Genomic DNA, 21,869 nt, shown 5'->3' with positions numbered 1-21,869 from the left:
ATTCGTCGAGAAAACGGAACTGTCCATCGAACAATAGCGCCTGTCGTGGGACAGGTGTGACCGGCCGACGACCCTCACGCGGCGAGGCCGCGCAGCACCTGGAGCAGCACGTAGGTGCAGATCATCACGATCAGGAAGCTGAGGTCCAGCGCGAAGCTGCCCAGCCGCAGCGGCGGGATCACCCGGCGCAGCGCCTTGATCGGCGGGTCGGTCGCGGAGTAGACCGCCTCCAGCACCACGAGCAGCGGGCCGCGCGGACGCCAGGACCGCGCGAAGACCTGGACCCAGTCGATGATGAACCGGATCCAGAGCATCGCGAAGAAGACGAGTACGACGACATAGAGGACGGTAGCGACGGCCTGCACCTGCGACTGCGCTCCTGATCGACTCTGAGGGTGGTGGTGTGGTCCGGACGAAAGGCCCGGGTCAGCTCTGGTTGAAGAAACCGCCCTCGGCGATCCGCTGCTTGTCCTCAGCGGTGACCGAGACGTTCGCCGGCGAGAGCAGGAAGACCTTGTTGGTCACCCGTTCGATGGTGCCACGGGTCGCAAACACCAGGCCAGCGGCGAAGTCCACGAGCCGCTTGGCGTCGGAGTCGTCCATCTCGGTGAGGTTCATGATCACCGGGATGCCCTCGCGGAAGTGCTCGCCGACGGTGCGCGCCTCGTTGTAGGTGCTGGGGTGCAAGGTGATGATCCGGGAGAGCTCGGCGACCGAGCCCACGGCGGCGACCGGCGCGGCGGTGGCGCCGGTGCTGGGACGGCGGCGCTCGGCGAGGTCGGCGACCGGCGCCGGACGGGCCTCGCGCGGCTTCGGCTGCCGGACCGGGCGGGTGGCCACGGCCTGGGTCTCCTGGGTGTAGTCGTCGTCGCCGTCGTACTCGCGGTCGTACTCGTCGTACCGGCCGGTGTCCTCGACAAGGCCGAGGTACTCGCCGATCCTGCGCATCGCGCCGCTCATGACTGTCGCCCTTCGAGAATCGGCGTCCCGGTGACGGGACGCGCTCCTGGTGTTCGGGACACTACTGGACCGCAGGCCTCGAACCGAGGACCGCGGAGCCGACGCGCACGTGTGTCGCGCCGGCCTGGACTGCCTGCTCGAGGTCGCCGCTCATGCCTGCGGAGAGCCAGGTCGCAGCGGGGTGCTCGAGGAGCAGGTCGTGGTGGATCGCGGCGAGCCGCGCGAACGCCGGCGCGGGGTCCTCGCCGAGCGGCGCGACGGCCATCAGGCCCCGCAGCCGGAGCCCCTCGGCGTCCGCGACGGCGGCCGCCAGACCGGGCAGCGCGGCGGGCTCCGCACCCGCCCGCCCCTCGCGGCCGGGCGGGTCCAGGCTGACCTGGAGCAGCACGTCGACCTCGCGGCCGCGCTGCTGGGCGCCGCGGGTGAGCGGCGCGACCAGCTTGGTGCGGTCGACCGACTCCACCACGTCGGCGTACGCCGTGACGGCGGCGGCCTTGTTGCTCTGCAGGCCGCCGATGAAGTGCCAGGTGAGGGACAGCTCGGCGCACTCCTGCGCCTTGGCCTCCGCCTCCTGGTGCCGGTTCTCGCCGACGTGCGCGACGCCGAGGTCGGCGAGCAGCCGCACGTCGGAGGCGGGGAAGAACTTGGTGACCACGACCAGCGTGACCCCCTCGGGGTCGCGGTCGACCGCGGCGCACGCCGTGGCGATCCGCGAGCGCACGGCGGCCAGACCGGCGGCGAGCTCCTCGCGCCGGGTCATGCCGCCGTCCTCCACACGACGCCGGCGAGCCGGCCGGCCGCGGCGCCGTCGCGGCGGTGGGAGTGCAGCGCGTCGTCCTCGAGCGTGCAGCGGCCGAGGTCGACGACCTCGACGACGCCGGAGCCGTCGAGCTGGGCGCGGACGCCGGCACCCAGGTCCAGCGCGGGGGTCCCCCGCCGCGTCGTCGACGCGGTGGCCGGCACCACGGCCGCCACCTCGTCCCGCATCCCGGCGGGCACCTCGTAGCAGCGGCCGCACACGTGCGGGCCGATCCAGGCGCGCACCCGGCCCGCGCCCAGCGAGCGCATCCGCGCCAGAGCGGCCGGCACCACCCCGCGGCGTACGCCCTCGCGCCCGGCGTGCACCGCCGCGACGACGCCCTCCTCGGCGACCAGCAGCAGCGGGACGCAGTCGGCGGACCGGGCGAGCAGCGCGACGCCGGCCCGGTCGCTGACCAGCGCGTCGGCGTCGGGCGCCCCGGAAGCCCGGGGGTCGCCGGCGACCACGTGCACGTCGGCGCCGTGCACCTGGTGCATGAGGTACGGCGTCGCGCCGGTCGCCGTGGCGACCTCCTCGAGCGCCGCGGCCCGGACGTCCGCCGGGGCCCGGTCGCCCAGGTCCAGGCGCCGGTCGGTGAAGGCGACCGACACCGTGCCGGTGGTCACCGGCACGGTGTCGCGGAAGGTGAAGGTCACTTGAGGAAGTCGGGGATGTCCAGGTCGTCGTCGTCGAACTGGACCTGGCGGGGGGCCGGCTTCGCGACGACGGGGGCGGGACGCGCGGCCTCGACCGGCGCACTGGCGGGGACCCGCTCGCGCTCGGCCTCGGGACGACGGGGCGCCACGGCCTGGGCCGCGACCCGGGTCTCCTCCTGGGACTGCTGCGGGCGCGACTCACGCCGCAGCACGGTGCCCTCCTCGCGGCGCTTCGGCGTGCCGCCGTCGAAGCCCGCGGCGATGACGGTCACGCGGACCTCGTCGCCCAGGGCGTCGTCGATCGTGGCGCCGAAGATGATGTTGGCCTCGGGGTGCACGGCCTGGGCGACCAGCGCCGCGGCCTCGTTGATCTCGAACAGGCCGAGGTCGGAGCCGCCGGCGATCGAGAGCAGGACGCCGTGGGCGCCGTCGATGCTGGCCTCGAGCAGCGGGCTGGAGACCGCCATCTCGGCGGCGGCGACCGAGCGGTCCTCGCCCCGGGCGGAGCCGATGCCCATCAGCGCCGAGCCGGCGTTGGCCATCACCGACTTCACGTCGGCGAAGTCGAGGTTGATCAGGCCCGGCGTGGTGATCAGGTCGGTGATGCCGGAGACACCCTGGAGCAGCACCTGGTCGGCCTGCTTGAAGGCGTCGAGCACCGAGACGTTGCGGTCGCTGATCGAGAGCAGCCGGTCGTTGGGGATGACGATGAGGGTGTCGACCTCCTCGCGGAGCTGGGCGATGCCCTCCTCGGCGGAGTTGGCGCGACGGCGGCCCTCGAAGGAGAAGGGGCGGGTGACCACGCCGATGGTCAGCGCGCCGAGCGAGCGGGCGATGCGGGCCACGACGGGCGCGCCGCCGGTGCCGGTGCCGCCACCCTCGCCAGCGGTCACGAACACCATGTCCGCGCCCTTGATGACCTCCTCGATCTCGTCCGAGTGGTCCTCGGCGGCCTGGGTGCCGACGTCGGGGTTCGCGCCGGCGCCGAGGCCGCGGGTGAGCTCGCGGCCGATGTCGAGCTTGACGTCGGCGTCGCTCATCAGCAGTGCCTGGGCGTCGGTGTTGATCGCGATGAACTCGACCCCCTTGAGGCCGACCTCGATCATCCGGTTGACGGCGTTGACGCCACCGCCGCCGATGCCCACGACCTTGATGATGGCCAGGTAGTTCTGTGCTGCTGCCACGGTGGCTGCCTCCGTCTGGTGCGTGCGGTCGAGTGCGAAGCGGTCTGGGGCGAGCCTGAACAACCCTGACCCTCAGCCTGAGGGTTAACGTTATGTCAACCTCGTCGTGGCCACGACAGTAGGCAGCGCGCCGCCCCGGACGGCGCAGACACGCCGGGACGCGCGCGGGGATTCAGTCGCGGCTGGTGACCGGGCGGCCCGGCACGCTCACGTCGTACACGCCGGCGTCCTGGCGCAGCAGGCCCTCGAGCACCGCCGCCTTCTGGTCGGACTCCGCCGCGCTCCCCCACACGACGACCCGGTCGTCGCGCAGCACCAGGCGGATCGCGTCGATCGTCTCCACCTCGAGCCGGCGGACCCGCGCGGCGAGGTCGGCGGGCAGCGCGGCGATCACCTTCGCGCCCTCCTCGAGCGACTCCCCCGAGGCGCCCGAGCCAGCCTCGATGAGCGGCAGGTCCCCGGGGACCCGGTCGTACTCGCGGAACAGCACGCCCGTGGCGTCCATCCCGCGCACGCTGCCGGCGATCTCGACGACGGCGACGGGGACCCGCTCCTCGACCCGCACGAGCACGCGGTCGGGCCAGCGACGGGACACGTCGGCGGACCGGACGGCGGCCAGCGCCTCGACCCGGGCCTCGATGGCGCCCAGGTCGGTGGTCGCCAGCGGCTCGCCCTCCTCGACCCCGGCGGCGTCGCGGACCTCGGCCTCGGAGATCGTCTCCACGCCGGCGACGTCGACGCCCTGGACGGAGAGCCAGGAGGAGAACCAGAGCGCCCAGACCACGCCGACGGCGAGCGCGACGACCAGCGCGGCGGCCGCGACGTACCGCCAGACCAGCCAGCGCCGGCGCCACTGCCGGCGCGCGAACCTCCGCCGGGTGCGCTCGACGGAGGGGTCCACGGGTGCGGCGTCAGGCACCGGCGCCGCCGAGCAGGTCGAGCACGGCGGGTCCCACCCGGGTGACGTCGCCCGCCCCGAGGGTGAGCACCAGGTCGCCCGGCCGGGCGCGGGCCGCGAGCTCGCGGGCCGCGGCGTCGAGGCCCTCGACGAGGACCACCCGCTCCGCGGGCAGGGGTACGGCGTCCGCCACCAGCGCGCTGGTGACCTCGGGGTCGGCGGCCTCCCGGGCGAGGTAGACGTCGAGCACGACGACCTCGTCGGCGGCGCCGAGCGCGGCCCCCATCGCGGGGCCGAAGACGCGGGTGCGCGAGACCAGGTGCGGCTGGAAGGCGACGACCAGCCGGCCCTCCCCCGCCAGCGCCCGGCCGGCCTGGAGGTCGCCGGCGATCTCGACGGGGTGGTGGGCGTAGCTGTCGTAGACCCGGACGCCGCCCGCCTCGCCCTTGCGCTCCATCCGGCGCCGGGTGCCGGTGAAGGACCCGATGCCGGCGGCGAGCGCGGCGCGGTCGAGGCCGAGCGCCTCGCCGGCGGCGAGCGCGGCCAGGGCATCGGCGAGGTAGTGGTCGCCCGGCGACCAGAGCTCGGTGCCCCCGAGCGCGTCGGGGCCGACGTCGGCCCCGGGGGTCGCGCCGGTCGAGACCGTGATCACCCGACGGCCGGCCGCCCGCTGCCGCTCGGCGAGCGCGCGGGCCCCGGGGTCGTCAATGCAGCAGACCAGGAAGCCGGCGGGGTCCACCCGGTCGGCGAACGCGTCGAAGGCGGCGCGGTAGGCCTCCTCGGTGCCCCACTGGTCGAGGTGGTCGGCGTCGACGTTGGTCACGACCGCGGCGTACGGCTCGTAGACGAGGAACGCGCCGTCGCTCTCGTCGGCCTCGGCGACGAAGACCTCGCCGGACCCCTCGGCGGCGTTCACGCCGGTCGCGGCGAGCGCGCCGCCGATGGCGTACGTCGGGTCCGCGCCGGCCGCCTGCAGCGCGACGGTGAGCAGCGAGGTGGTGGTGGTCTTGCCGTGGGTGCCCGCGACCGCGACGGTGCGGCGGCCGGCCATCAGCGAGGCGAGCGCCGCCGAGCGCGGCAGCACCGTGCGGCCCGCGGCGGTGGCGGCCCGGAAGTCGGGGTTGTCGTCGGGCACGGCGGTCGAGAAGACGACCGTGTCGACGTCGTCGACGTGCTCGGCGGCGTGGCCCACGGACACCTCCGCGCCGAGCTCCCGCAGCGCCTCGAGCTCGGGCGAGTCGGCGCCGTCGCAGCCGCTGACAACGACGCCGCGGGCGAGCATGATCCGGGCGATGCCGGACAGCCCGGCGCCGCCGATGCCGACGAAGTGGACGCGCCCGAGGTCCTCCGCGGGCCGGATCACGTCGGGGACGGGAATCCTCACCCTCGACCTCCGGCAGCGGCCTCGACGACGATCCGGGCCAGCTTCTCGTCGGCGTCGCGCGGGATCAGCCCGGCCGCGGCGGCGCTCATCGCGGCGAGCCGCGCGGGGTCGGCGAGCAGGTCGGGCACGGTCGCCGCGACCCACTCGGAGGTGAGCGCGGCGTCGGAGACCAGCAGCGCACCGCCGGCGTCGACGACGGGGCGGGCGTTGAGCTCCTGCTCGCCGTTGCCGTGCGGCAGCGGCACGAACACCGTCGGGACCCCGACGGCGGCGGCCTCGGTGACGCTGTTGGCGCCGGCCCGGCAGATCATCAGGTCGGCCGCGGCCAGCGCGAAGTCCATCCGGTCGACGAACCGCTCCACGACGTACGGCGTGCCGGTGGGCACGGGGGTCGCCTCGCCGTTCGGGCCCACGACGTGCAGCACCTGCACCCCGGCCGCACCGAGCGCCCCGGCGGCGCCGGACACGGCCCGGTTGAGGTTGCGGGCGCCCTGGGAGCCCCCGGTGACGACCAGCGTCGGGAGGTCGGGGTCGAGGGCGAAGAACTCGCGTGCCTCGACGCGGGTCGCGGCCCGGTCGAGGGTGGAGATCATCTGCCGGATCGGCAGGCCGACGTACTCCGCCCGCGGGAGCCGGGTGTCGGGGAAGCTCACCGCGACCCGCGCGGCGACCCGGGCGCCGAGGCGGTTGCCCAGGCCGGGGAGCGCGTTCTGCTCGTGGACCACCACGGGGACGCCCCGGCGGCGGGCGGCGAGGTAGGCCGGCACCGACACGTAGCCGCCGTAGCCGACGACGACGTCGGGACGCACCCGGTCGAGGACCGCGAGCGTCTCGCGGACCGCCGCGCGGAGCCGTCCGGGCACCCGGAGCAGGTCGGCGCCGGGCTTGCGCGGGAGCGGGACCGGCGGGACCAGCTCGAGGGGGTAGCCGGCCGCGGGGACGACGGTGTTCTCGAGGCCGCGGGGCGTGCCGAGACAGGTGATCTCGACGTCGGGGTCGAGCCGGCGCAGGGCGTCGGCGGTGGCGAGCAGGGGCGAGGTGTGGCCGGCGGTACCGCCGCCGGCGAGGAGGACGCGCATCGGGAGGAACCTTACGGAAGCCGGCCCGCGGACAGACCGGCGGAGCGCCCGCGCCGCCGTTGCGCGAGGGCCCGGGCGGCGGCCGGCTCGCGGCGGGCGAACCCGACCAGCAGCCCGAGGGCCACCAGCGAGGGCAGCAGCGCCGAGCCGCCGTAGGAGACCAGCGGCAGCGGGATGCCGATGACGGGCAGCAGCGCCAGCACCATGCCGACGTTGATGATCATCTGGCCCAGCAGCCACACGACGATGCCGAAGGAGGCGTAGCGGACGAACGGGTCGGCGGTCTCCCGGCCCACGCGCAGCGCGGCGTAGGCGATGGTGAGGAAGAGCACGACGATCAGCAGCGTGCCGACCAGCCCGAGCTCCTCGCCCAGCACGGCGAAGATGTAGTCGGTGTGCGCCTCGGGGAGGTCGCCCCACTTCTGCCGGCTGGCGCCGATGCCCTGGCCGAACCAGCCGCCCGAGGACAGCGCGTAGAGGCCGTGGGCCGACTGCCAGCCGGTGTCGTGGTAGTCGCGGAACGGGTCGGTGAACCCGGCGATCCGGCCCATCCGCTCCCGGTCGGTGGCCGCGAAGGCGAGCACGACCGTGCTCACCAGCATCAGGCAGATCGTGAAGAACCGTCCGGGCGCGCCGACCACGAACAGCATCCCGACCATGATCGCGACCAGGACGAGCGCGGTGCCGAGGTCGCGACCGAAGACCACCAGGCCGGTCGCGAGCAGCATGCCCGGGACCACCGGCACGATGATCTGGTGGAGGCTGCCCAGGCGGCGCTCCTTGTTGGCGTAGATGTGCGCGGCCCAGATGACCAGCGCGAGCTTGGCGACCTCGGACGGCTGGATGACCAGCGGGCCCACGCCGAGCCAGTTCTGGTTGCCGTTGCGCTCCACGCCGAAGAGGGCGGTGAGCAGCAGCAGCACCAGGGAGAGCGAGAACGCCGGGTAGGTCAGCCGCCGCACCCACCGCAGCGGCAGCCGGCTGGCCAGCCACGCGCACGGCAGCCCGATCACCACCCACATCAGCTGGCGCTTGACCACGGCGTAGGAGTCGCCGTCGTGGGTGCGGTAGGAGTAGATGCTCGACGCGCTCAGCACCATGATCAGGCCGATGGTCAGCAGCAGCGCGGAGGCGCCGAGCAGCAGGTAGTAGGCGGTGAGCGGCCGGTCCAGCGCGTGCCGCGCCGCCGCCAGCCACCGGAAGCGCGGCGGCGTGGTCTGCTGCTCGGGGGCCTCGACGGTGGCGGTCACCGGGCCCTCCCTCGTGTCGTTCAGCCGATCCTGGCGCGCACGGCCGCGGCGAAGGCGTCGCCCCGCGCGGCGTAGCTGGCGAACAGGTCCATGGACGCGCATCCCGGAGCGAGCAGCACCGTGTCGCCGGGTCGGGCCAACCGAGCCGCCGCGTCCACGACGCGCTCCATGGGGGCCTGTTCGCCCCCAGTCTCACCGCCGCCCACGTCGATCACCGGCACATCCGGAGCGTGTCGCGAAAGCGCCGCGGCGACGACGTCCCGGTCGCGGCCGAGGAGCACCACCCCGCGCAGCCGGTCGCGGACGGCCTCGACGAGCGTGTCGAAGCGGGCGCCCTTCGCGAGCCCGCCGGCGACCCAGACCACGTCGTCGTAGGCCTGCAGCGAGGACTGGGCGGCGTGCGGGTTGGTGGCCTTGGAGTCGTCGACCCAGGTGATGCCGTCGTGGGTGGCGACCACGGCGATCCGGTGGCCGTCGGGGCGGAAGGCGCGCAGGCCGTCGCGGACGGCGGCCGGGGCGATCCCGTGCGCGCGGGCCAGCGCGGCCGCGGCGAGGGCGTTCTGCACGTTGTGGGGCGCCGGGCTGCTGAGGTCGGAGACCGAGCAGAGCTCGGCGGCGCTGGTGGCCCGCTCCTCGACGAAGGCCCGGTCGACGAGCAGGTCCTCGACCACGCCGAGCATCCCGATCGTGGGCATGCCGAGGGTGAACCCGACCGCCCGCGCGCCCTCGACCACGTCGGCCTCGCGCACGAGCGCCTCGGTGGCGGGGTCGGCGACGTTGTAGACACAGGCGCCCTGCACCCGCTCGTAGATCCGGCCCTTGTCGGCGGCGTACGCCGTCATCGGGTCGGGGCCGAGGCCGTCGTACCAGTCGAGGTGGTCCTCGGCGAGGTTGAGCACCGCGGCCGACTCGGCGCTCATCGAGTCGGTGTAGTGCAGCTGGAAGCTGGAGAGCTCGACGGCCAGCACGTCGTACGGCGTGGGGTCCATGACCGCCTCGACGATCGGGAGGCCGACGTTGCCGACCGCGGCGCTGCGCAGGCCGGCGGCACGCAGGATGCCGTCGAGCATCTGCACCGTGGTGGTCTTGCCGTTGGTGCCGGTGACGCACAGCCACGGGGTGCCGTGGTCGGGGTCGCGCAGCCGCCAGGCGAGCTCGACCTCGCCCCAGACGGGGACGCCGCGGGCCCGGGCCTGGGCGAGCAGCGGGGCGGAGGGGCGCCACCCCGGGGAGGTGACGAGCACGTCGACGTCGTCGGGGAGCGTCGCCGTGGCGCCCTCCCCCAGCCGGATGCTCGCGCCGAGCACCTCGAGCAGCTCGGCGCGCTCCTCCTTGCCGTCGGCGGACTCGTCGAGCGCCGTGACCGAGGCGCCGAGATGGGTGAGGTTGTCGGCGGCGGCGAAGCCGGACACGCCGAAGCCCGCGACGACCGCGCGGACCCCCTCCCACGAGTCGTGGCGACCGAGCGGGGTCGGGTCCGTCACGTTCCGGACACCCACTCGGCGTAGAAGATCCCGAGGCCGGCGGCGACGCAGAGGCCGGTGATGATCCAGAACCGGATCACGACCGTGACCTGCTCCCAGCCGAGCATCTCGAAGTGGTGGTGGATCGGCGCGATCCGGAAGATCCGCCGCCCGGTCCCAGTGAACTTCTTGGTCGCCTTGAACCAGGTGACCTGGAGCATGACCGAGACGGTCTCGATGACGAAGAGGCCGCCGAGGATGACCAGCAGCAGCTCGGTGCGGCTGAGGATCGCGAAGCCCGCGAGCGCGCCGCCGAGGGCCAGCGACCCGGTGTCGCCCATGAAGATCTGGGCCGGCGAGGCGTTCCACCACAGGAACCCGAAGCAGGCCCCGGTGATCGCGGCCGCGATCACCGCCAGGTCGAGGGGGTCGCGCACCTCGTAGCACTTGCCGTAGGTGATGTCGGACTGCCCGCACCACTGGTTGTTCTGCCAGATGTTGACCAGCATGTAGGCGCCGAAGACCATCACGCTGGCGCCGGTGGCGAGCCCGTCGAGGCCGTCGGCGAGGTTGACCGCGTTGCTGGTCGCCGTCACCACCAGCCAGATCAGCAGCAGGACCACCACCACGGGCAGCGTCCAGCGCTCGAAGTCGCGGATGAAGGAGATGTGGCGCGACGCGGGGGTCTGGCCGCGGTCGTCCTCGAACGCCGGCGAGAGCGCGAGGACGCCGAAGGTGACCGCGATGACGGTCTGGCCGACCATCTTGGCCTTGCTGCGCAGCCCGAGGTTGCGCTGCTTGTAGATCTTGATGAAGTCGTCGAGGAAGCCGACCAGGCCCATGCCCACGAAGAGGAAGAGCAGCAGCAGCGCCGACGCCGTCGGCATCGTGCCGGTGAGCAGCTTCGCGCCGGCGTACCCGAGGACGGTGGCCAGGATGATGACCACGCCGCCCATCGTCGGCGTGCCGCGCTTGGTGTGGTGGGTGGTCGGGCCGTCGTCGCGGATCTCCTGGCCGTAGCCCCACTCGGTGAAGCGCCGGATGGCGACGCGGGTGCCGAGCAGCGAGATCAGCAGGGCCAGTCCCCCGCCGACCAGGATCGCTCTCATCGGTCCCTCTCGTCCGTGCGTCGGTGCTCCCCGACCTCGGTATTCTTCCCCATCGACCCGAGCAGCTCGCGCACGACCTGCCGGTCGTCGAAGGGGTGTACGACACCCTGCGTCTCCTGGCCGGTCTCGTGGCCCTTGCCGGCCACCAGGACGATGTCGCCGTCCCGGGCCCGGTCCAGCGCCGCCGCGACGGCCGCGCGGCGGTCGCCGACCTCCAGGACCTCCGCGGCGTCCCCGCCGGCGGCCTCCGCCGCTCCCGCGAGCAGCTCGGCGCGGATCGCGGCGGGGTCCTCGGTGCGGGGGTTGTCGTCGGTGACCACGAGCACGTCGGCGAGCCGGGCGGCGATCTCGCCCATGATCCGGCGCTTGCCGGGGTCGCGGTCCCCGCCGGCGCCGAGCACGACCAGCAGCCGCCCGGTGGTGAGCGGGCGGAGCGTGCGCAGCGCGGCCTCGACGGCGTCCGGCTTGTGCGCGTAGTCGACGACGACCTCGAAGTCCTGCCCCGCGTCGACCCGCTCCAGCCGCCCGGGCACCCCGGGCATCCGGGCCAGGCCCGCGGCCACGGTCGCGGGGCCGTAGCCCGCCTCGGCGGCGGCGGCCAGGGCGGCGAGGGCGTTGGCGACGTTGAAGTCGCCGGGCAGCGGCACCGAGGCGGCGACGCGGACGCCGTCCGGCCCGGCCAGCGTGAACCGGGACCCGCCCGGCTCGAGGACGACGTCCTCGGCCCGCCAGTCGGCGTCGGCGCCGGTCGCGGAGAACGTGCGCACCGGCAGGTCCCCGCGGGCGCGGACCTCCTCGACGAGGCGGCGGCCGTGCTCGTCGTCGGCGTTGACCAGCGCCCGACGCGCGCGATCCGGCGTGAACAGCGACGCCTTGGCGGCGTAGTACTCCTCGACAGTGTCGTGGAAGTCGAGGTGGTCGCGGCCGAGGTTGAGGAAGACCGCCACGTCGAAGACCACGCCGTCGACCCGCCCCAGCACCAGCGCGTGGCTGGAGACCTCCATGGCGCAGCCGTCGACCCCACGCTCGCGCATCACCGCGAACAGGCCGTGCAGGTCGGGCGCCTCGGGCGTGGTGAGCGCGGTCTCGAGGTCGACGCCGTCGACGCGGGTGCCGACGGTGCCGATCACCGCCGCCCGGCTCCCGGACGCCTGGAGCCCGCCCTCGAGCAGCCGCGTCGTGGTGGTCTTGCCCTGGGTGCCGGTGACGCCGATCATCCGCAGCGCGCGCGCCGGCTCGCCGTACACGCGGGCCGCGACGCGTCCCAGCACCTCGCGGGGCCGCTCCACCACCAGGACCGGCACGCCGTCCGGGAGCCGGCCGGCGCCGGCGGCGTCGGTCAGCACCGCGACCGCGCCGGCGTCCAGGGCCGCGGCGGCGTACTCCGCGCCGTGGGCGCGGGCGCCCGGCAGGGCGGCGTACAGGTCGCCGGGGCGGACGCGCTGGGAGCTCAGGGTCACCCCGGTGACCACGGCGCCGGGGTCGGGCGACGGGATGCCCAGCAGTGCCGCGAGGTCCGCGGTGGGGGTGCGCGGCGGGTGCTGCGGACGGAGCGTGAGGGGGTCGGTCATGTCCGGGCGAGGGTATCCGGCGCGGGTGCCGGCCCGATCACCACTCGACCGGGAGCTGCGAGGGCCGGGTGCCGGTCGGCGCCACGGCGTACCGGCGCAGGGCGTAGCCCATGATCTTGGAGAACGCCGGCCCCGTGACCGAGCCGCCACCGCCGCCGTTCCCGGGGTTCTGGACCACGACGTAGACGGTGAACCTCGGGTCGTCCGCGGGGGCGAAGCCGGCGAAGGAGACCGTGAAGGTGCCGTCGTAGCACTGGCACTCCTCCCCCACCCGCTGGGCGGTGCCGGTCTTGCCGGCGACCCGGTAGCCCGGCACGGCGGCGCCGGGGGCGACCCCGGCCTCGGGGTCGACGACCCGCTCCATCATCCGCGCGGTCTGGCGCGCGGCCTCGGTGCTGATCACCCGCCGCTCGGTCGCGGTGTCGGTGCCGACGACGGTGCCGTCGGCGGTCTCGGCGGACCCCCGGACGACGTGGGGGTCGACCCGGACGCCCTCGTTGGCGATCGTGTTGACCGCGGCCGCCATCTGCACGGCGTTGACGGAGAGCGACTGGCCGAAGGAGATGCGGTCCTCGGTCTGGCTGGTCCACAGGCTCTCGCTGGGCAGGATGCCCGGCGTCTCGCCCAGGACGCCGATGCCGGTGCGCCGGCCCAGCCCGAAGTCCTCGAGGTAGGAGCGCAGCTCGCCGGGCTCGAACAGGTCGCTGGCGAGCACCGTGCCGATGTTGGAGGACTTCGCCAGCACGCCGGCGAGGGTGAGCCGGATGGTGCCGTGGTCGAACCAGTCGCCGATGGACCGGTCCTGCCGGTCCAGGCGCGGCGGGATCGTGAGCCGGGTGCGCGGGGTGACCTTGCCGGCGTCGAGCAGAGCGCCGAAGGTGAGCACCTTCTCCACCGAGCCGGGCTCGTAGACGTCGCTCATCGCCCGCGACACCCGGTCCTCCCGGTCGGCGTCCCCGGGGTGGTTGGCGTCGAACGTCGGGTGGTCGGCGACGGTGAGCAGCTCGCCGGTGCGGGTGTCCATCACCACGGCGAAGCCCGACTCGGCGCGCGAGTCCTCGACGGTCTGCCGCAGCACCCGCTGGGTGTACCACTGCAGGTCGCGGTCGATGGTCGTGGTGAGGTCGCGGCCGTCGACCGCCGGGACCTTCGTGCTGTCGCCGAGGGGGATCTTGCTGCCCGCCCCGGTCTGGTAGCTGGCCTCGCCGTCGGTGCCGGCGAGCAGGTCGTCGAAGGCGAGCTCGAGGCCTGCGAGCGGCTGGTCGCCCTCCACCGGGTGCGGCGTGCCGAGGAAGCCGACCAGGTTGGCGGCCACGTCGCCGGCGGGGTAGTCGCGCATCGGGTCGCGGTAGGTCGTCAGGCCGTCGAACCCGGCCTCCTTCGCGGCGTCCACGACCGCGGCCGCCTGCGCGGCCGGCACCTGGCGCGCGACGTACTCGTAGCGGCTGCCCTCCTCGCGCAGGCGCGGCAGCAGCGTGAAGTAGTCGACCGGGAGCCGGTTGGCGAGGAACTTCGCGAGCTCGGGGGCACGCTCGGCGGTCAGGGCGGGGTCGGCGACGACCATGGCGCCCTCCACCGAGCCGGCGAGCGGCTGGCCGTTGCGGTCGAGGATCTCGCCGCGCTCGGCGGGGAGATCGACCTCCTCCATCCCCTCGGCGGCCGCCATCGCGGCGTACGACTGCGGGTCGAAGCCCTGGAGCTGGACCAGCCGGCCACCGAAGACCGAGAGGACCATCGCGATCAGCAGGAAGCCGATGCGCAGCCGGGTCTGCGGCGACCCGCGCAGGCTGCCGCGGGCACGGGCCGGCGGGCGGTTTCGGCTCACGGGGGTTCTCCGGTCGGTCAGCGGGTGCGGGTGGAGCTCGGGTTGTGGTGCTGCTGTGACTGCTGTGACGCGTGGGGCTTGCGGGACTTTCTATCGCCGTCCGCGCCCCGGTCCCCGGAGGTGGAGCCCGTGTCGGCGTCGGAATCGGGGAGCCGGCCCTCCGGCGGGTCCTCGACCTGCACGGGCCGCGCCACGAGCGGGCCCGGCAGCGGCTCCGGCCGCGGCCGGATCCGCTCCCCGTCGGGGGCGGCGGGCGCCGGGACGCCGGTGACGGAGCCGTCGGGGTGCAGGTACGCCGCGGACGGCGGGGTGACCATGCCCTGGTCGCGGGCGAGCTCGGCGAGGTGCTGGGGCTCGCGGAGCTGCTCGAGCTCGGCGGTGAGCTGCTGCTCGCGGGCGGCGAGGTGCACCGCCCGGTCCTCCAGCGTGCTCGCGGTGAACGAGGCCTGCTGCATCGAGGTGTTGAACATCAGGAGCCCGATCACGCCGCCGAGCAGGATCGCGCTCACCAGGATCACGAACGGCACCCGCGCGGCGCGGACCGCCCGGGTGCGCGGGACGACGGAGAGCCGCGCCCGCTCGACGGCGGCGCCGGCGATCCGGGGGACGCGGGACCTGAGCTGGGCGGCGGGACTGCTCATGACACGGCTCCGGAGGAAGAGGGACGGACTCGTTCGACGGCCCGTAGCCGCACGGAGGCGGCCCGGGGGTTGTGCGCTGTCTCGGTGGGGTCGGCCTTCTCGGCGCCCCGGGTGACCAGCCGCAGGGCCGGCTCGCTGCCCTCGGGCACGAACGGCAGGTCGAGGGGCACCTCGCTGCGGGTGACCGCGGTGAAGGCCTGCTTGACCAGGCGGTCCTCGAGGGAGTGGTAGGCCTCCACGACGACCCGGCCGCCGACGGCGATCGCGTCGATGGCCGCGGGCAGCGCCCGGCGCAGCACGGCCAGCTCGTCGTTGACCTCCATGCGCAGCGCCTGGAAGGTCCGCTTGGCGGGGTGTCCCCCGGTACGTCGCGCGGGCGCCGGGATCTCGGCGTACAGCAGCTCGACCAGGCGGCCCGAGGTCGTGAACGGCTCGCGCTCGCGCTCCCGGACGATCGCGCCGGCGATCTTGCGGGCGAACTTCTCCTCGCCGTAGTCCCGCAGCACGCGGGTCAGGTCGGCGGCGGAGTAGGTGTTGAGCACGTCGGCGGCGGTGGGGCCGGTGGTGCCGTCCATCCGCATGTCGAGCGGCGCGTCCTCGGCGTACGCGAAGCCGCGCTCGCGCACGTCGAGCTGCATGGAGGAGACGCCGAGGTCGAAGAGGACCGCGTCGACCGCGGCCAGGCCCTGCTCGGCGAGCACGTCGGGGAGCTCGTCGTACACCGCGTGGACGCCGGTGAACCGGTCGCCGTACGCCGCCAGCCGCTCGCCGGCCAGGGCCAGCGCGTCGGGATCGCGGTCGACGCCGATGACGCGGGCGGTCGGGATCCGCTCGAGCACCGCCTCGGTGTGGCCGCCGAGGCCGAGGGTGCAGTCGACCAGCACGGCGCCGTCGTGGCGCAGGGCAGGCTCGAGGAGCGCGACGACCCGGTCCAGGAGGACGGGGACGTGCCGGGGATTGGTCATCAGGTCCCCGCCGGCCTCAGTGCCCGAGCCGGGCGAGCAGGAGGAGGGAGACCGCGACCGCGGCCGAGGTCGCCGCGGAGAACGCCATGACGGTGAGGGCGTCGCGGGCCTGCTCGCGCACGCGTCGCCGCTCCTGCGGGCCGGGCGCCGGCCCGTCCAGAGGTGTGCTGCTCATCTCGACCCCGTCCTGATACGGATCCGCAGGGCCAGGCCCCTGCCCGCTCTCCCGGGGAAGTCGCCGTCTGGAACCGGGGAAGTGGTCCCAGCTGGCGGAGGGAGAGCGGGCGCGAGACCTCGCCCTGCGCGTCCGTGGTGCTGCTGTGTCCGTCTGTGGTTGCTGCCTGGTCGTGGTGCTGGGTGGGGCTAGGTGGGGCTGGGCTCCTCGTCGAGGTCCGCGAACTTCTGCTGCGCGCCGGCCGAGTAGTCCTGCCAGCGACGCGGGTCCCAGATCTCGACCCGGTCCATCACGCCGATCACGACGACGTCCTTGTCGAGCCCGGCGTACTCCCGCAGCTGCGCGGGGATGCCGATCCGACCCTGCTTGTCCAGCGAGCCCTCGTCGGCGCCCGCGAAGAGGACACGTGCGTACTCGCGTGCGCTCCTCACGGTCATCGGCGTGCTGCGGGCCCGGGCGGCCTCCTCCATGAAGACGTCCGTGGGCCAGACGACCAGGCAGTTCTCCTGACCTTGCGTCACCACGAGCCCTTCTGCGAGTCGGTCCCTGAACTTCGCCGGGAGGAAGAGGCGGCCCTTCTCGTCGAGCTTCGGCGTGTACGTGCCCATGAAGAACATCGGGCACCTCCTCGCCGGCCACTTCCCCCACTTCGCTCCACATTACGCCACTTTCCCCCACCGTCAACCACCTGGGGCGTGTCGACGCCCCACCAACGGGGGTCGAAGCCCCCCGGATGTTGCGCGGACGCCCTACCGTGGGTGGCTGAGGTGGGACGAGCCCGGGGAAGGACCGCACGTGAGCACGACGACTGCTGGAGGTGCCGACCTCGAGACCCTGGCCCGGGTCGTCGAGCGCGTCCGGGGCAACATCGAGAAGGTCATCGAGGGCAAGCCGGACGTCGTGAGCTCCGCGCTCGTCGTCCTCCTCGCCGAGGGGCACCTGTTGATCGAGGACGTCCCCGGCGTCGGCAAGACGATGCTCGCCAAGGCGCTGGCCCGCAGCATCGACTCCTCGGTGCGCCGGATCCAGTTCACCCCCGACCTGCTGCCCTCCGACGTCACCGGCGTCTCGGTCTTCAACCAGGACACCCGGGAGTTCGAGTTCCGGCCCGGCGGCGTCTTCGCCAACATCGTGGTCGGCGACGAGATCAACCGGGCCTCCCCCAAGACCCAGTCCGCGCTGCTGGAGTGCATGGAGGAGCGCCAGGTCACCGTCGACGGCACGACGTACCACCTGGAGACGCCGTTCATGGTGATCGCGACGCAGAACCCGGTCGAGATGGAGGGCACCTACGCCCTCCCGGAGGCCCAGCGCGACCGCTTCATGGCCCGGGTCTCCGTGGGCTACCCGGTCGAGGCCGCGGAGATCGCGATGATCGGCAGCCACGCCGGCGCGAACCCGCTCGACGACCTCGAGGCGGTCACCGACGCCGCGGAGATCCGCAAGCTCGCGAGCATCGTCGCGCAGGTGCACGTCGCCCACGCGGTCCAGCGGTACGTCGTCGCGCTCACCGCCGCGACCCGGCGCACCGACGACCTCACGCTGGGCGCCTCGCCACGCGCCACGCTCCACCTCGTGCGGGCGTCGAAGGCGCTCGCCGCGATGCAGGGCCGCGACTACGTCCTGCCCGACGACGTGCGCGCGCTGGCCACGACGGTGCTGGCCCACCGCCTGCTCCCCAGCGTCGAGGCCGCGATGAGCGGCCGGACCACCACCTCCGTGCTGGAGGGGATCGTGGCCGCCGTGCCGGTCCCCGACGCCACCTCCGGCCAGGGCTAGCGTGCGCGAGGCGCTCGCCGGCCTGACCGTCCGCGGACGGGCGTTCGTCGCCGCCGGTCTCACCGCCGTCGTCTGCGCCGTCGTGCTCGGCCAGCCCGCGCTCACCCGGGTCGGCGTCCTGGTCCTCGCGCTGCCGCTCGTCACGGCGTACGTCATCGGGCGCAGCCGCTACAAGCTCGCCCTGGTCCGCACCGTGGCCCCGCAGCTGGTCGCCGCCGGCCAGCCCGCGCGGGTCAACCTGACCCTCACCAACGAGGGCCGCACGCCGAACGGGGTGCTGCTCCTGGAGGACCACGTCCCCTACGTCCTCGGCACCCGCCCCCGGTTCGTGCTGGAGGGGATCGGCCACGGCTGGAAGCGCCACGTCAGCTACCAGGTGCGCTCCGACGTCCGCGGCCGCTACGAGATCGGTCCGATGTCGGTGCGGGTCAGCGACCCGTTCGGGCTCGTCGAGCTCGGCCGCGCGTTCCGGACCACCGTGCCGCTGATCGTGACGCCGCGCACCGTCCCGCTGCCCGGCATCCCGCTGGGCGGCGCCTGGAACGGCTCGGGCGACAACCGTCCCAAGGCGTTCGCCGCGGGCTCCGCGGAGGACGTGACGGTCCGGGAGTACCGCCGCGGGGACGACCTGCGCCGCGTGCACTGGCGCAGCTCCGCGCGGGTGGGCGAGCTGATGGTCCGGCGCGAGGAGCAGCCCTGGCAGTCGCGCGCCACGCTCTTCCTCGACAACCGGCTCCGCGCGCACCGCGGCCAGGGGATCGCCTCGTCGCTGGAGGCCGCGGTGTCCGCCGCGGCCTCGATCGCCGTGCACCTGACCCGGCGCGGCTTCACCGTCCGGCTGGTCACCGCGGCCGGCGAGGACCGGAGCGCCGCCTGGCACCTGCGCGACGCGGACCTCAACGGCGCGGCCCTGCTCGAGGCGCTCGCGGTCCTCGCCCCCGTCCAGGCACCCCGGCTCGACACCGGGTGGCTCAGCGAGCAGGCGCACGGCGGCCTGACCGTCGCGGTCCTCGGCGCGGTCGAGGCGTTCGACGCGCCGGTCCTGCGGCGCATGCAGCACCACACCGACGCGGCGCTGGCCGTCGCCCTCGACGTGGACGCCTGGACCGGCCCCGGGACCGGCGGCGCCTCCCCCGTGCTCGCCCAGATGGGGTGGCGCTCGGTGCCGCTCCGGCCCCGGGACCGGCTCGAGTCGGTCTGGCAGGAGCTGGCCCGCACCAGCACCCGGGCGCCCCAGCGGGCGGGCACCCGATGAGCCGGGCACGCGGCAGCCTGTCGGCCGCCCTGCTCCTGGCGGCGGTGGCCGCGGCCACGACCTGGGTCTCGATGCTGACCTGGCGCGGGTTCGCCCTCGACTCCGCCGGCTACCTCCGTCCCCTGCTCCTGCTCGCCGTGGTCGTGGCCGGCACCGGCGCGCTCGCCCGGTGGTGGCGCCTGCCCGGCGTCGTCGTCGTGGGCCTGCAGCTCGTGCTCGGCACCCTGGTGGCGACCTGGTCGCTGACCGGCAGCCCGCTGCCCGTCGGCCCCGGGTACGCCGACCTGGTGGCCGCCTTCCGCGACGCCGCGCAGAGCGCCAACCGCTACGCCCCGCCGGTCCCCGCCCGTGCCGCTCCCATCGACCCGCTGCTCGTGGCCGGCGGGTTGGCCTGCCTGGTGCTCGTCGACCTGCTCGCCTGCACGATCCGGCGGGTGCCCCTCGCCGGGCTGCCGCTGCTGGCCGTCTTCACCGTCCCGGTGAGCATGCTGGAGACCGGCATCCCGTGGTGGGTCTTCGCGCTGACCGCCGCCGGCTTCCTCACCCTGCTGTTCCTGCACGAGAACGAGCAGGTCGCCCGCTGGGGCCGGCCGCTCGGCGAGGACGCCCTGCTCACCGACCCGAGCACCTTCGAGGTCCGCACCGGCAGCGCACGCTCCAGCGCCGGCGCCATCGGCGGCGTCGCGACCGCCCTCGCGATCGTCGTCCCACTCGCCATCCCGACCCTCGACATCCAGCTGGTCGACCTCGGCCCGGGGACGGGCTCGGACGACGAGATCACCCTGCGCAACCCGATGACCGACATGCGCCGCGACCTCAAGCGCGACGACGACGTACCGCTGCTCACGGTGACCACCGACGACCCCGACCCGCGCTACCTGCGGATCTCGGTGCTGAACAGGTTCTCCGAGGAGGAGTGGACCTCCGGGGACCGCGACATCCCCACCGACCAGCGCCCGGACGGCCCGATGCCGGCGCTGGAGGGCGTCGACGACTCGGTGGCGCGCGAGGAGCACGACTACCGGGTCGAGATCACCGACGCCTTCGACTCCACCTGGCTGCCGACCCAGGCGCCGGTGAGCGAGATCGACGCCGACGGCGACTGGCGCTACGACGAGGCCACCATGGACTTCATCGCAGGCGACGAGGACCTCGACACCGCAGGCCTGGAGTACGACATGACCGCGGTCGAGCTCGACCGCCGGCCGGCGGCGATGCTGGCCGCCCCGTCGTCGATCGGGGCGGTCGCCCAGGAGTTCGTCGAGCTGCCCGCCGACCTGCCCCCCGCCGTCCGCCAGCTCGCCTCGGCGGTCACCGAGAACGCCCCGTCGCGCTACGAGAAGGCGGTCGTCCTCCAGGACTGGTTCCGCGAGGACGGCGGCTTCGAGTACAACCTCGACGTCAGCCTCGGCAACGGGGGCGACGACCTGCTCGCCTTCCTCACCGAGGGACCCGACGGCCGCGAGGGGTACTGCGAGCAGTTCGCCTCGGCGATGGCGGTGATGGCCCGCTCGCTGGGCATCCCGGCGCGGGTCGCGGTCGGCTTCCTGACACCCGACCCGGTCGGTCCCGACACCTACGAGTACAGCTCCTTCGACCTGCACAGCTGGCCCGAGCTGTTCATCCCCGGCGCCGGCTGGACACCGTTCGAGCCGACCCCGCCGGACCGTGCGGCGAGCGCACCGTCCTACACCGACTTCGAGGTCGGGAGCGGCGAGGACCCGGGCATCTCCACCGCGTCCGCCGAGCCCTCGAACGACGCCGCGCCGCGACCCGACGCGAGCAAGGTCCCCACCGCGGAGCCCACCGAGACGGCCGCCGAGCAGGAGGGCGACCAGGCGGGCGGCGTCCCGTGGCCGGCCGTCGCCGGCGGCGTCGGCGGGGCCGCGTTGCTGGTCCTGCTGGTGGCGGTCCCCCGGCTGGTCCGCCGCTCCCGGGGCGAGCGTCGCCTCGACGGCGGCCCGGAGGAGGTCTGGGCCGAGCTCCGCGACACCGCCACCGACCTCGGCGTCACCTGGCCCGACCGGCGCTCGCCGCGGGAGACCCGCGAGCGGCTGGTGGGTCACCTCGGGACGCCCTCGCCCGAGCCCGCCGAGCGTCCCGCCACCGGCGCCCACGTGGCCCCCGGCGCCGTCCGGGCCCTGGACCGGATCGTGGCCGCCCTCGAGCAGCAGCGCTACGCGCGCGCCGCCGCCGACCCGGGCTCGCTGCGGCAGGAGGCGGAGACGTGCGTCGCGGCCCTGCAGGCGGGGGCGACGCCGCGGGCCCGTCGTCGGGCTGAGTGGTGGCCGCGCTCGCTGTTCCGCCGGTCGGCGGGGACCTCACGCCCGACCGGGGGTCGCACCGAGGCCGTGCACGGCGGGGTCGTCGACCACGTCGGCTGAGCCGGCGCTCAGAAGCCGCCGTTCTCCTCGCGGCGTCGGCGCCAGCGCTCCTCGATGCGCTCCATGAAGGAGCCGGAGGTCGAGCGGCCGGCACGGGCCTGGCGGCCACGGCGCGGGCGGCGGCCTCCGTCGATGACGGTGAACCCGTGGGAGGGGTGCCCCGCGGTGCGGGAGGCGTCCGCGGCGGCCGCGGCCTGCTGACCGCGGATGGCGTTGAGCGCGATGGTGGCCGAGCCCAGCATCACGACGAAGCCCGCGATGCCGACCACCCAGAGGTTCGTGATCGCCCCGGCCATCAGGACGCAGACCCCGAGGACGAAGACCGCACCGGCGGCGATGGCGCGGCGGCGGGCGGTACGACGCAGCGACGTGCCGCGCAGGGTGGAGGCGAACTTGGGATCCTCCTCGACGAGGGCGCGCTCCATCTGCTCCAGCAGTCGAAGCTCCTCTTCCGAGAGTGGCACCGGTTCCTCCAACTGATTCGAGGTCGCC

21 protein-coding genes are annotated in these 21,869 nt (G+C 74.5%); 3 read left to right on the top strand and 18 right to left on the bottom strand.

The window, feature by feature from the left end:
* Positions 1-74: 74 nt before the first annotated feature.
* From H4O22_RS07350 to mraZ, 17 genes are all read right to left on the bottom strand, one after another.
* Complete coding sequence (locus tag H4O22_RS07350; RefSeq protein ID WP_182526361.1) at positions 75-365, bottom strand: YggT family protein; 291 nt, start codon at positions 363-365, stop codon at positions 75-77.
* A gap of 61 nt (positions 366-426) precedes the next feature.
* A complete protein-coding gene (locus H4O22_RS07345; RefSeq protein ID WP_182526360.1) occupies positions 427-960 on the bottom strand; it encodes a cell division protein SepF in 534 nt (177 codons plus the stop codon).
* A gap of 61 nt (positions 961-1,021) precedes the next feature.
* The gene (locus H4O22_RS07340) at positions 1,022-1,720 is read right to left on the bottom strand and encodes a YggS family pyridoxal phosphate-dependent enzyme (RefSeq protein ID WP_182526359.1); all 699 of its coding nucleotides are present in this window, start codon (positions 1,718-1,720) and stop codon (positions 1,022-1,024) included.
* Positions 1,717-2,256 (bottom strand): purine nucleoside phosphorylase YfiH/LACC1 family protein, encoded by a 540-nt coding sequence (locus tag H4O22_RS07335; RefSeq protein WP_406603325.1) that lies wholly within the window; start codon positions 2,254-2,256, stop codon positions 1,717-1,719. Before H4O22_RS07335 ends, H4O22_RS07340 begins: the two co-directional genes overlap by 4 nt.
* Before the next feature lie 155 nt (positions 2,257-2,411).
* Entirely contained in the window at positions 2,412-3,599 is a 1,188-nt protein-coding gene (gene ftsZ / locus H4O22_RS07330) for a cell division protein FtsZ (protein ID WP_182526357.1), read from the bottom strand.
* Positions 3,600-3,771: 172 nt separating this feature from the next.
* Positions 3,772-4,500, bottom strand: coding sequence for a cell division protein FtsQ/DivIB (locus H4O22_RS07325; protein WP_244963147.1), 729 nt, complete (start codon positions 4,498-4,500; stop codon positions 3,772-3,774).
* 10 nt (positions 4,501-4,510) lie between these two features.
* Complete coding sequence (murC, locus tag H4O22_RS07320; RefSeq protein WP_182526355.1) at positions 4,511-5,881, bottom strand: UDP-N-acetylmuramate--L-alanine ligase; 1,371 nt, start codon at positions 5,879-5,881, stop codon at positions 4,511-4,513.
* Entirely contained in the window at positions 5,878-6,960 is a 1,083-nt protein-coding gene (gene murG, locus H4O22_RS07315) for an undecaprenyldiphospho-muramoylpentapeptide beta-N-acetylglucosaminyltransferase (protein ID WP_182526354.1), read from the bottom strand. The genes murC and murG overlap by 4 nt, the downstream gene beginning before the upstream one ends.
* A gap of 11 nt (positions 6,961-6,971) precedes the next feature.
* Positions 6,972-8,210 carry a putative lipid II flippase FtsW gene (gene ftsW, locus H4O22_RS07310; protein WP_244963146.1) on the bottom strand — a complete coding sequence of 413 codons (1,239 nt, stop codon included), beginning with the start codon at positions 8,208-8,210 and terminating at the stop codon, positions 6,972-6,974.
* A gap of 20 nt (positions 8,211-8,230) precedes the next feature.
* Positions 8,231-9,694 (bottom strand): UDP-N-acetylmuramoyl-L-alanine--D-glutamate ligase, encoded by a 1,464-nt coding sequence (gene murD, locus H4O22_RS07305; protein WP_182526352.1) that lies wholly within the window; start codon positions 9,692-9,694, stop codon positions 8,231-8,233.
* Positions 9,691-10,782, bottom strand: coding sequence for a phospho-N-acetylmuramoyl-pentapeptide-transferase (mraY, locus tag H4O22_RS07300; RefSeq protein WP_182526351.1), 1,092 nt, complete (start codon positions 10,780-10,782; stop codon positions 9,691-9,693). Before mraY ends, murD begins: the two co-directional genes overlap by 4 nt.
* The gene (locus H4O22_RS07295) at positions 10,779-12,353 is read right to left on the bottom strand and encodes a UDP-N-acetylmuramoyl-L-alanyl-D-glutamate--2,6-diaminopimelate ligase (protein ID WP_182526350.1); all 1,575 of its coding nucleotides are present in this window, start codon (positions 12,351-12,353) and stop codon (positions 10,779-10,781) included. Before H4O22_RS07295 ends, mraY begins: the two co-directional genes overlap by 4 nt.
* A gap of 37 nt (positions 12,354-12,390) precedes the next feature.
* Positions 12,391-14,178, bottom strand: a complete 1,788-nt coding sequence (locus tag H4O22_RS07290) for a peptidoglycan D,D-transpeptidase FtsI family protein (RefSeq protein ID WP_244963145.1) — start codon at positions 14,176-14,178, stop codon at positions 12,391-12,393.
* Between the two features lie 17 nt (positions 14,179-14,195).
* Positions 14,196-14,819, bottom strand: a complete 624-nt coding sequence (gene ftsL / locus H4O22_RS07285; RefSeq protein ID WP_182526349.1) for a cell division protein FtsL — start codon at positions 14,817-14,819, stop codon at positions 14,196-14,198.
* On the bottom strand, positions 14,816-15,784 hold the full coding sequence (gene rsmH / locus H4O22_RS07280) for a 16S rRNA (cytosine(1402)-N(4))-methyltransferase RsmH (RefSeq protein ID WP_182526348.1): 969 nt from the start codon (positions 15,782-15,784) through the stop codon (positions 14,816-14,818). Before rsmH ends, ftsL begins: the two co-directional genes overlap by 4 nt.
* 16 nt (positions 15,785-15,800) lie before the next feature.
* The gene (locus H4O22_RS07275; protein ID WP_182526347.1) at positions 15,801-15,959 is read right to left on the bottom strand and encodes a hypothetical protein; all 159 of its coding nucleotides are present in this window, start codon (positions 15,957-15,959) and stop codon (positions 15,801-15,803) included.
* Between the two features lie 188 nt (positions 15,960-16,147).
* A complete protein-coding gene (gene mraZ, locus H4O22_RS07270; protein WP_182526346.1) occupies positions 16,148-16,576 on the bottom strand; it encodes a division/cell wall cluster transcriptional repressor MraZ in 429 nt (142 codons plus the stop codon).
* A gap of 178 nt (positions 16,577-16,754) precedes the next feature.
* Between mraZ and H4O22_RS07265 the strand changes: the two genes are divergently transcribed.
* From H4O22_RS07265 to H4O22_RS07255, 3 genes are read left to right on the top strand one after another with little or no spacing between them, the layout of a single operon-like run.
* On the top strand, positions 16,755-17,738 hold the full coding sequence (locus tag H4O22_RS07265; protein WP_182526345.1) for an AAA family ATPase: 984 nt from the start codon (positions 16,755-16,757) through the stop codon (positions 17,736-17,738).
* Between the two features lies 1 nt (position 17,739).
* Positions 17,740-18,993, top strand: a complete 1,254-nt coding sequence (locus H4O22_RS07260; protein ID WP_182526344.1) for a DUF58 domain-containing protein — start codon at positions 17,740-17,742, stop codon at positions 18,991-18,993.
* Positions 18,990-21,377: a transglutaminase TgpA family protein gene (locus tag H4O22_RS07255; protein WP_182526343.1), complete on the top strand. Its 2,388-nt coding sequence runs from the start codon at positions 18,990-18,992 to the stop codon at positions 21,375-21,377. The genes H4O22_RS07260 and H4O22_RS07255 overlap by 4 nt, the downstream gene beginning before the upstream one ends.
* Before the next feature lie 8 nt (positions 21,378-21,385).
* On the opposite strand, the gene H4O22_RS07250 is transcribed toward H4O22_RS07255, so the two are convergent.
* Entirely contained in the window at positions 21,386-21,841 is a 456-nt protein-coding gene (locus tag H4O22_RS07250) for a DUF3040 domain-containing protein (RefSeq protein ID WP_182526342.1), read from the bottom strand.
* Between the last annotated feature and the right edge of the window lie 28 nt (positions 21,842-21,869).

This window comes from Nocardioides dongkuii (assembly GCF_014127485.1).
Classification (GTDB): Bacteria; Actinomycetota; Actinomycetes; order Propionibacteriales; family Nocardioidaceae; genus Nocardioides; species Nocardioides dongkuii.
This window is presented reverse-complemented; position numbering and strand designations above follow the sequence as displayed.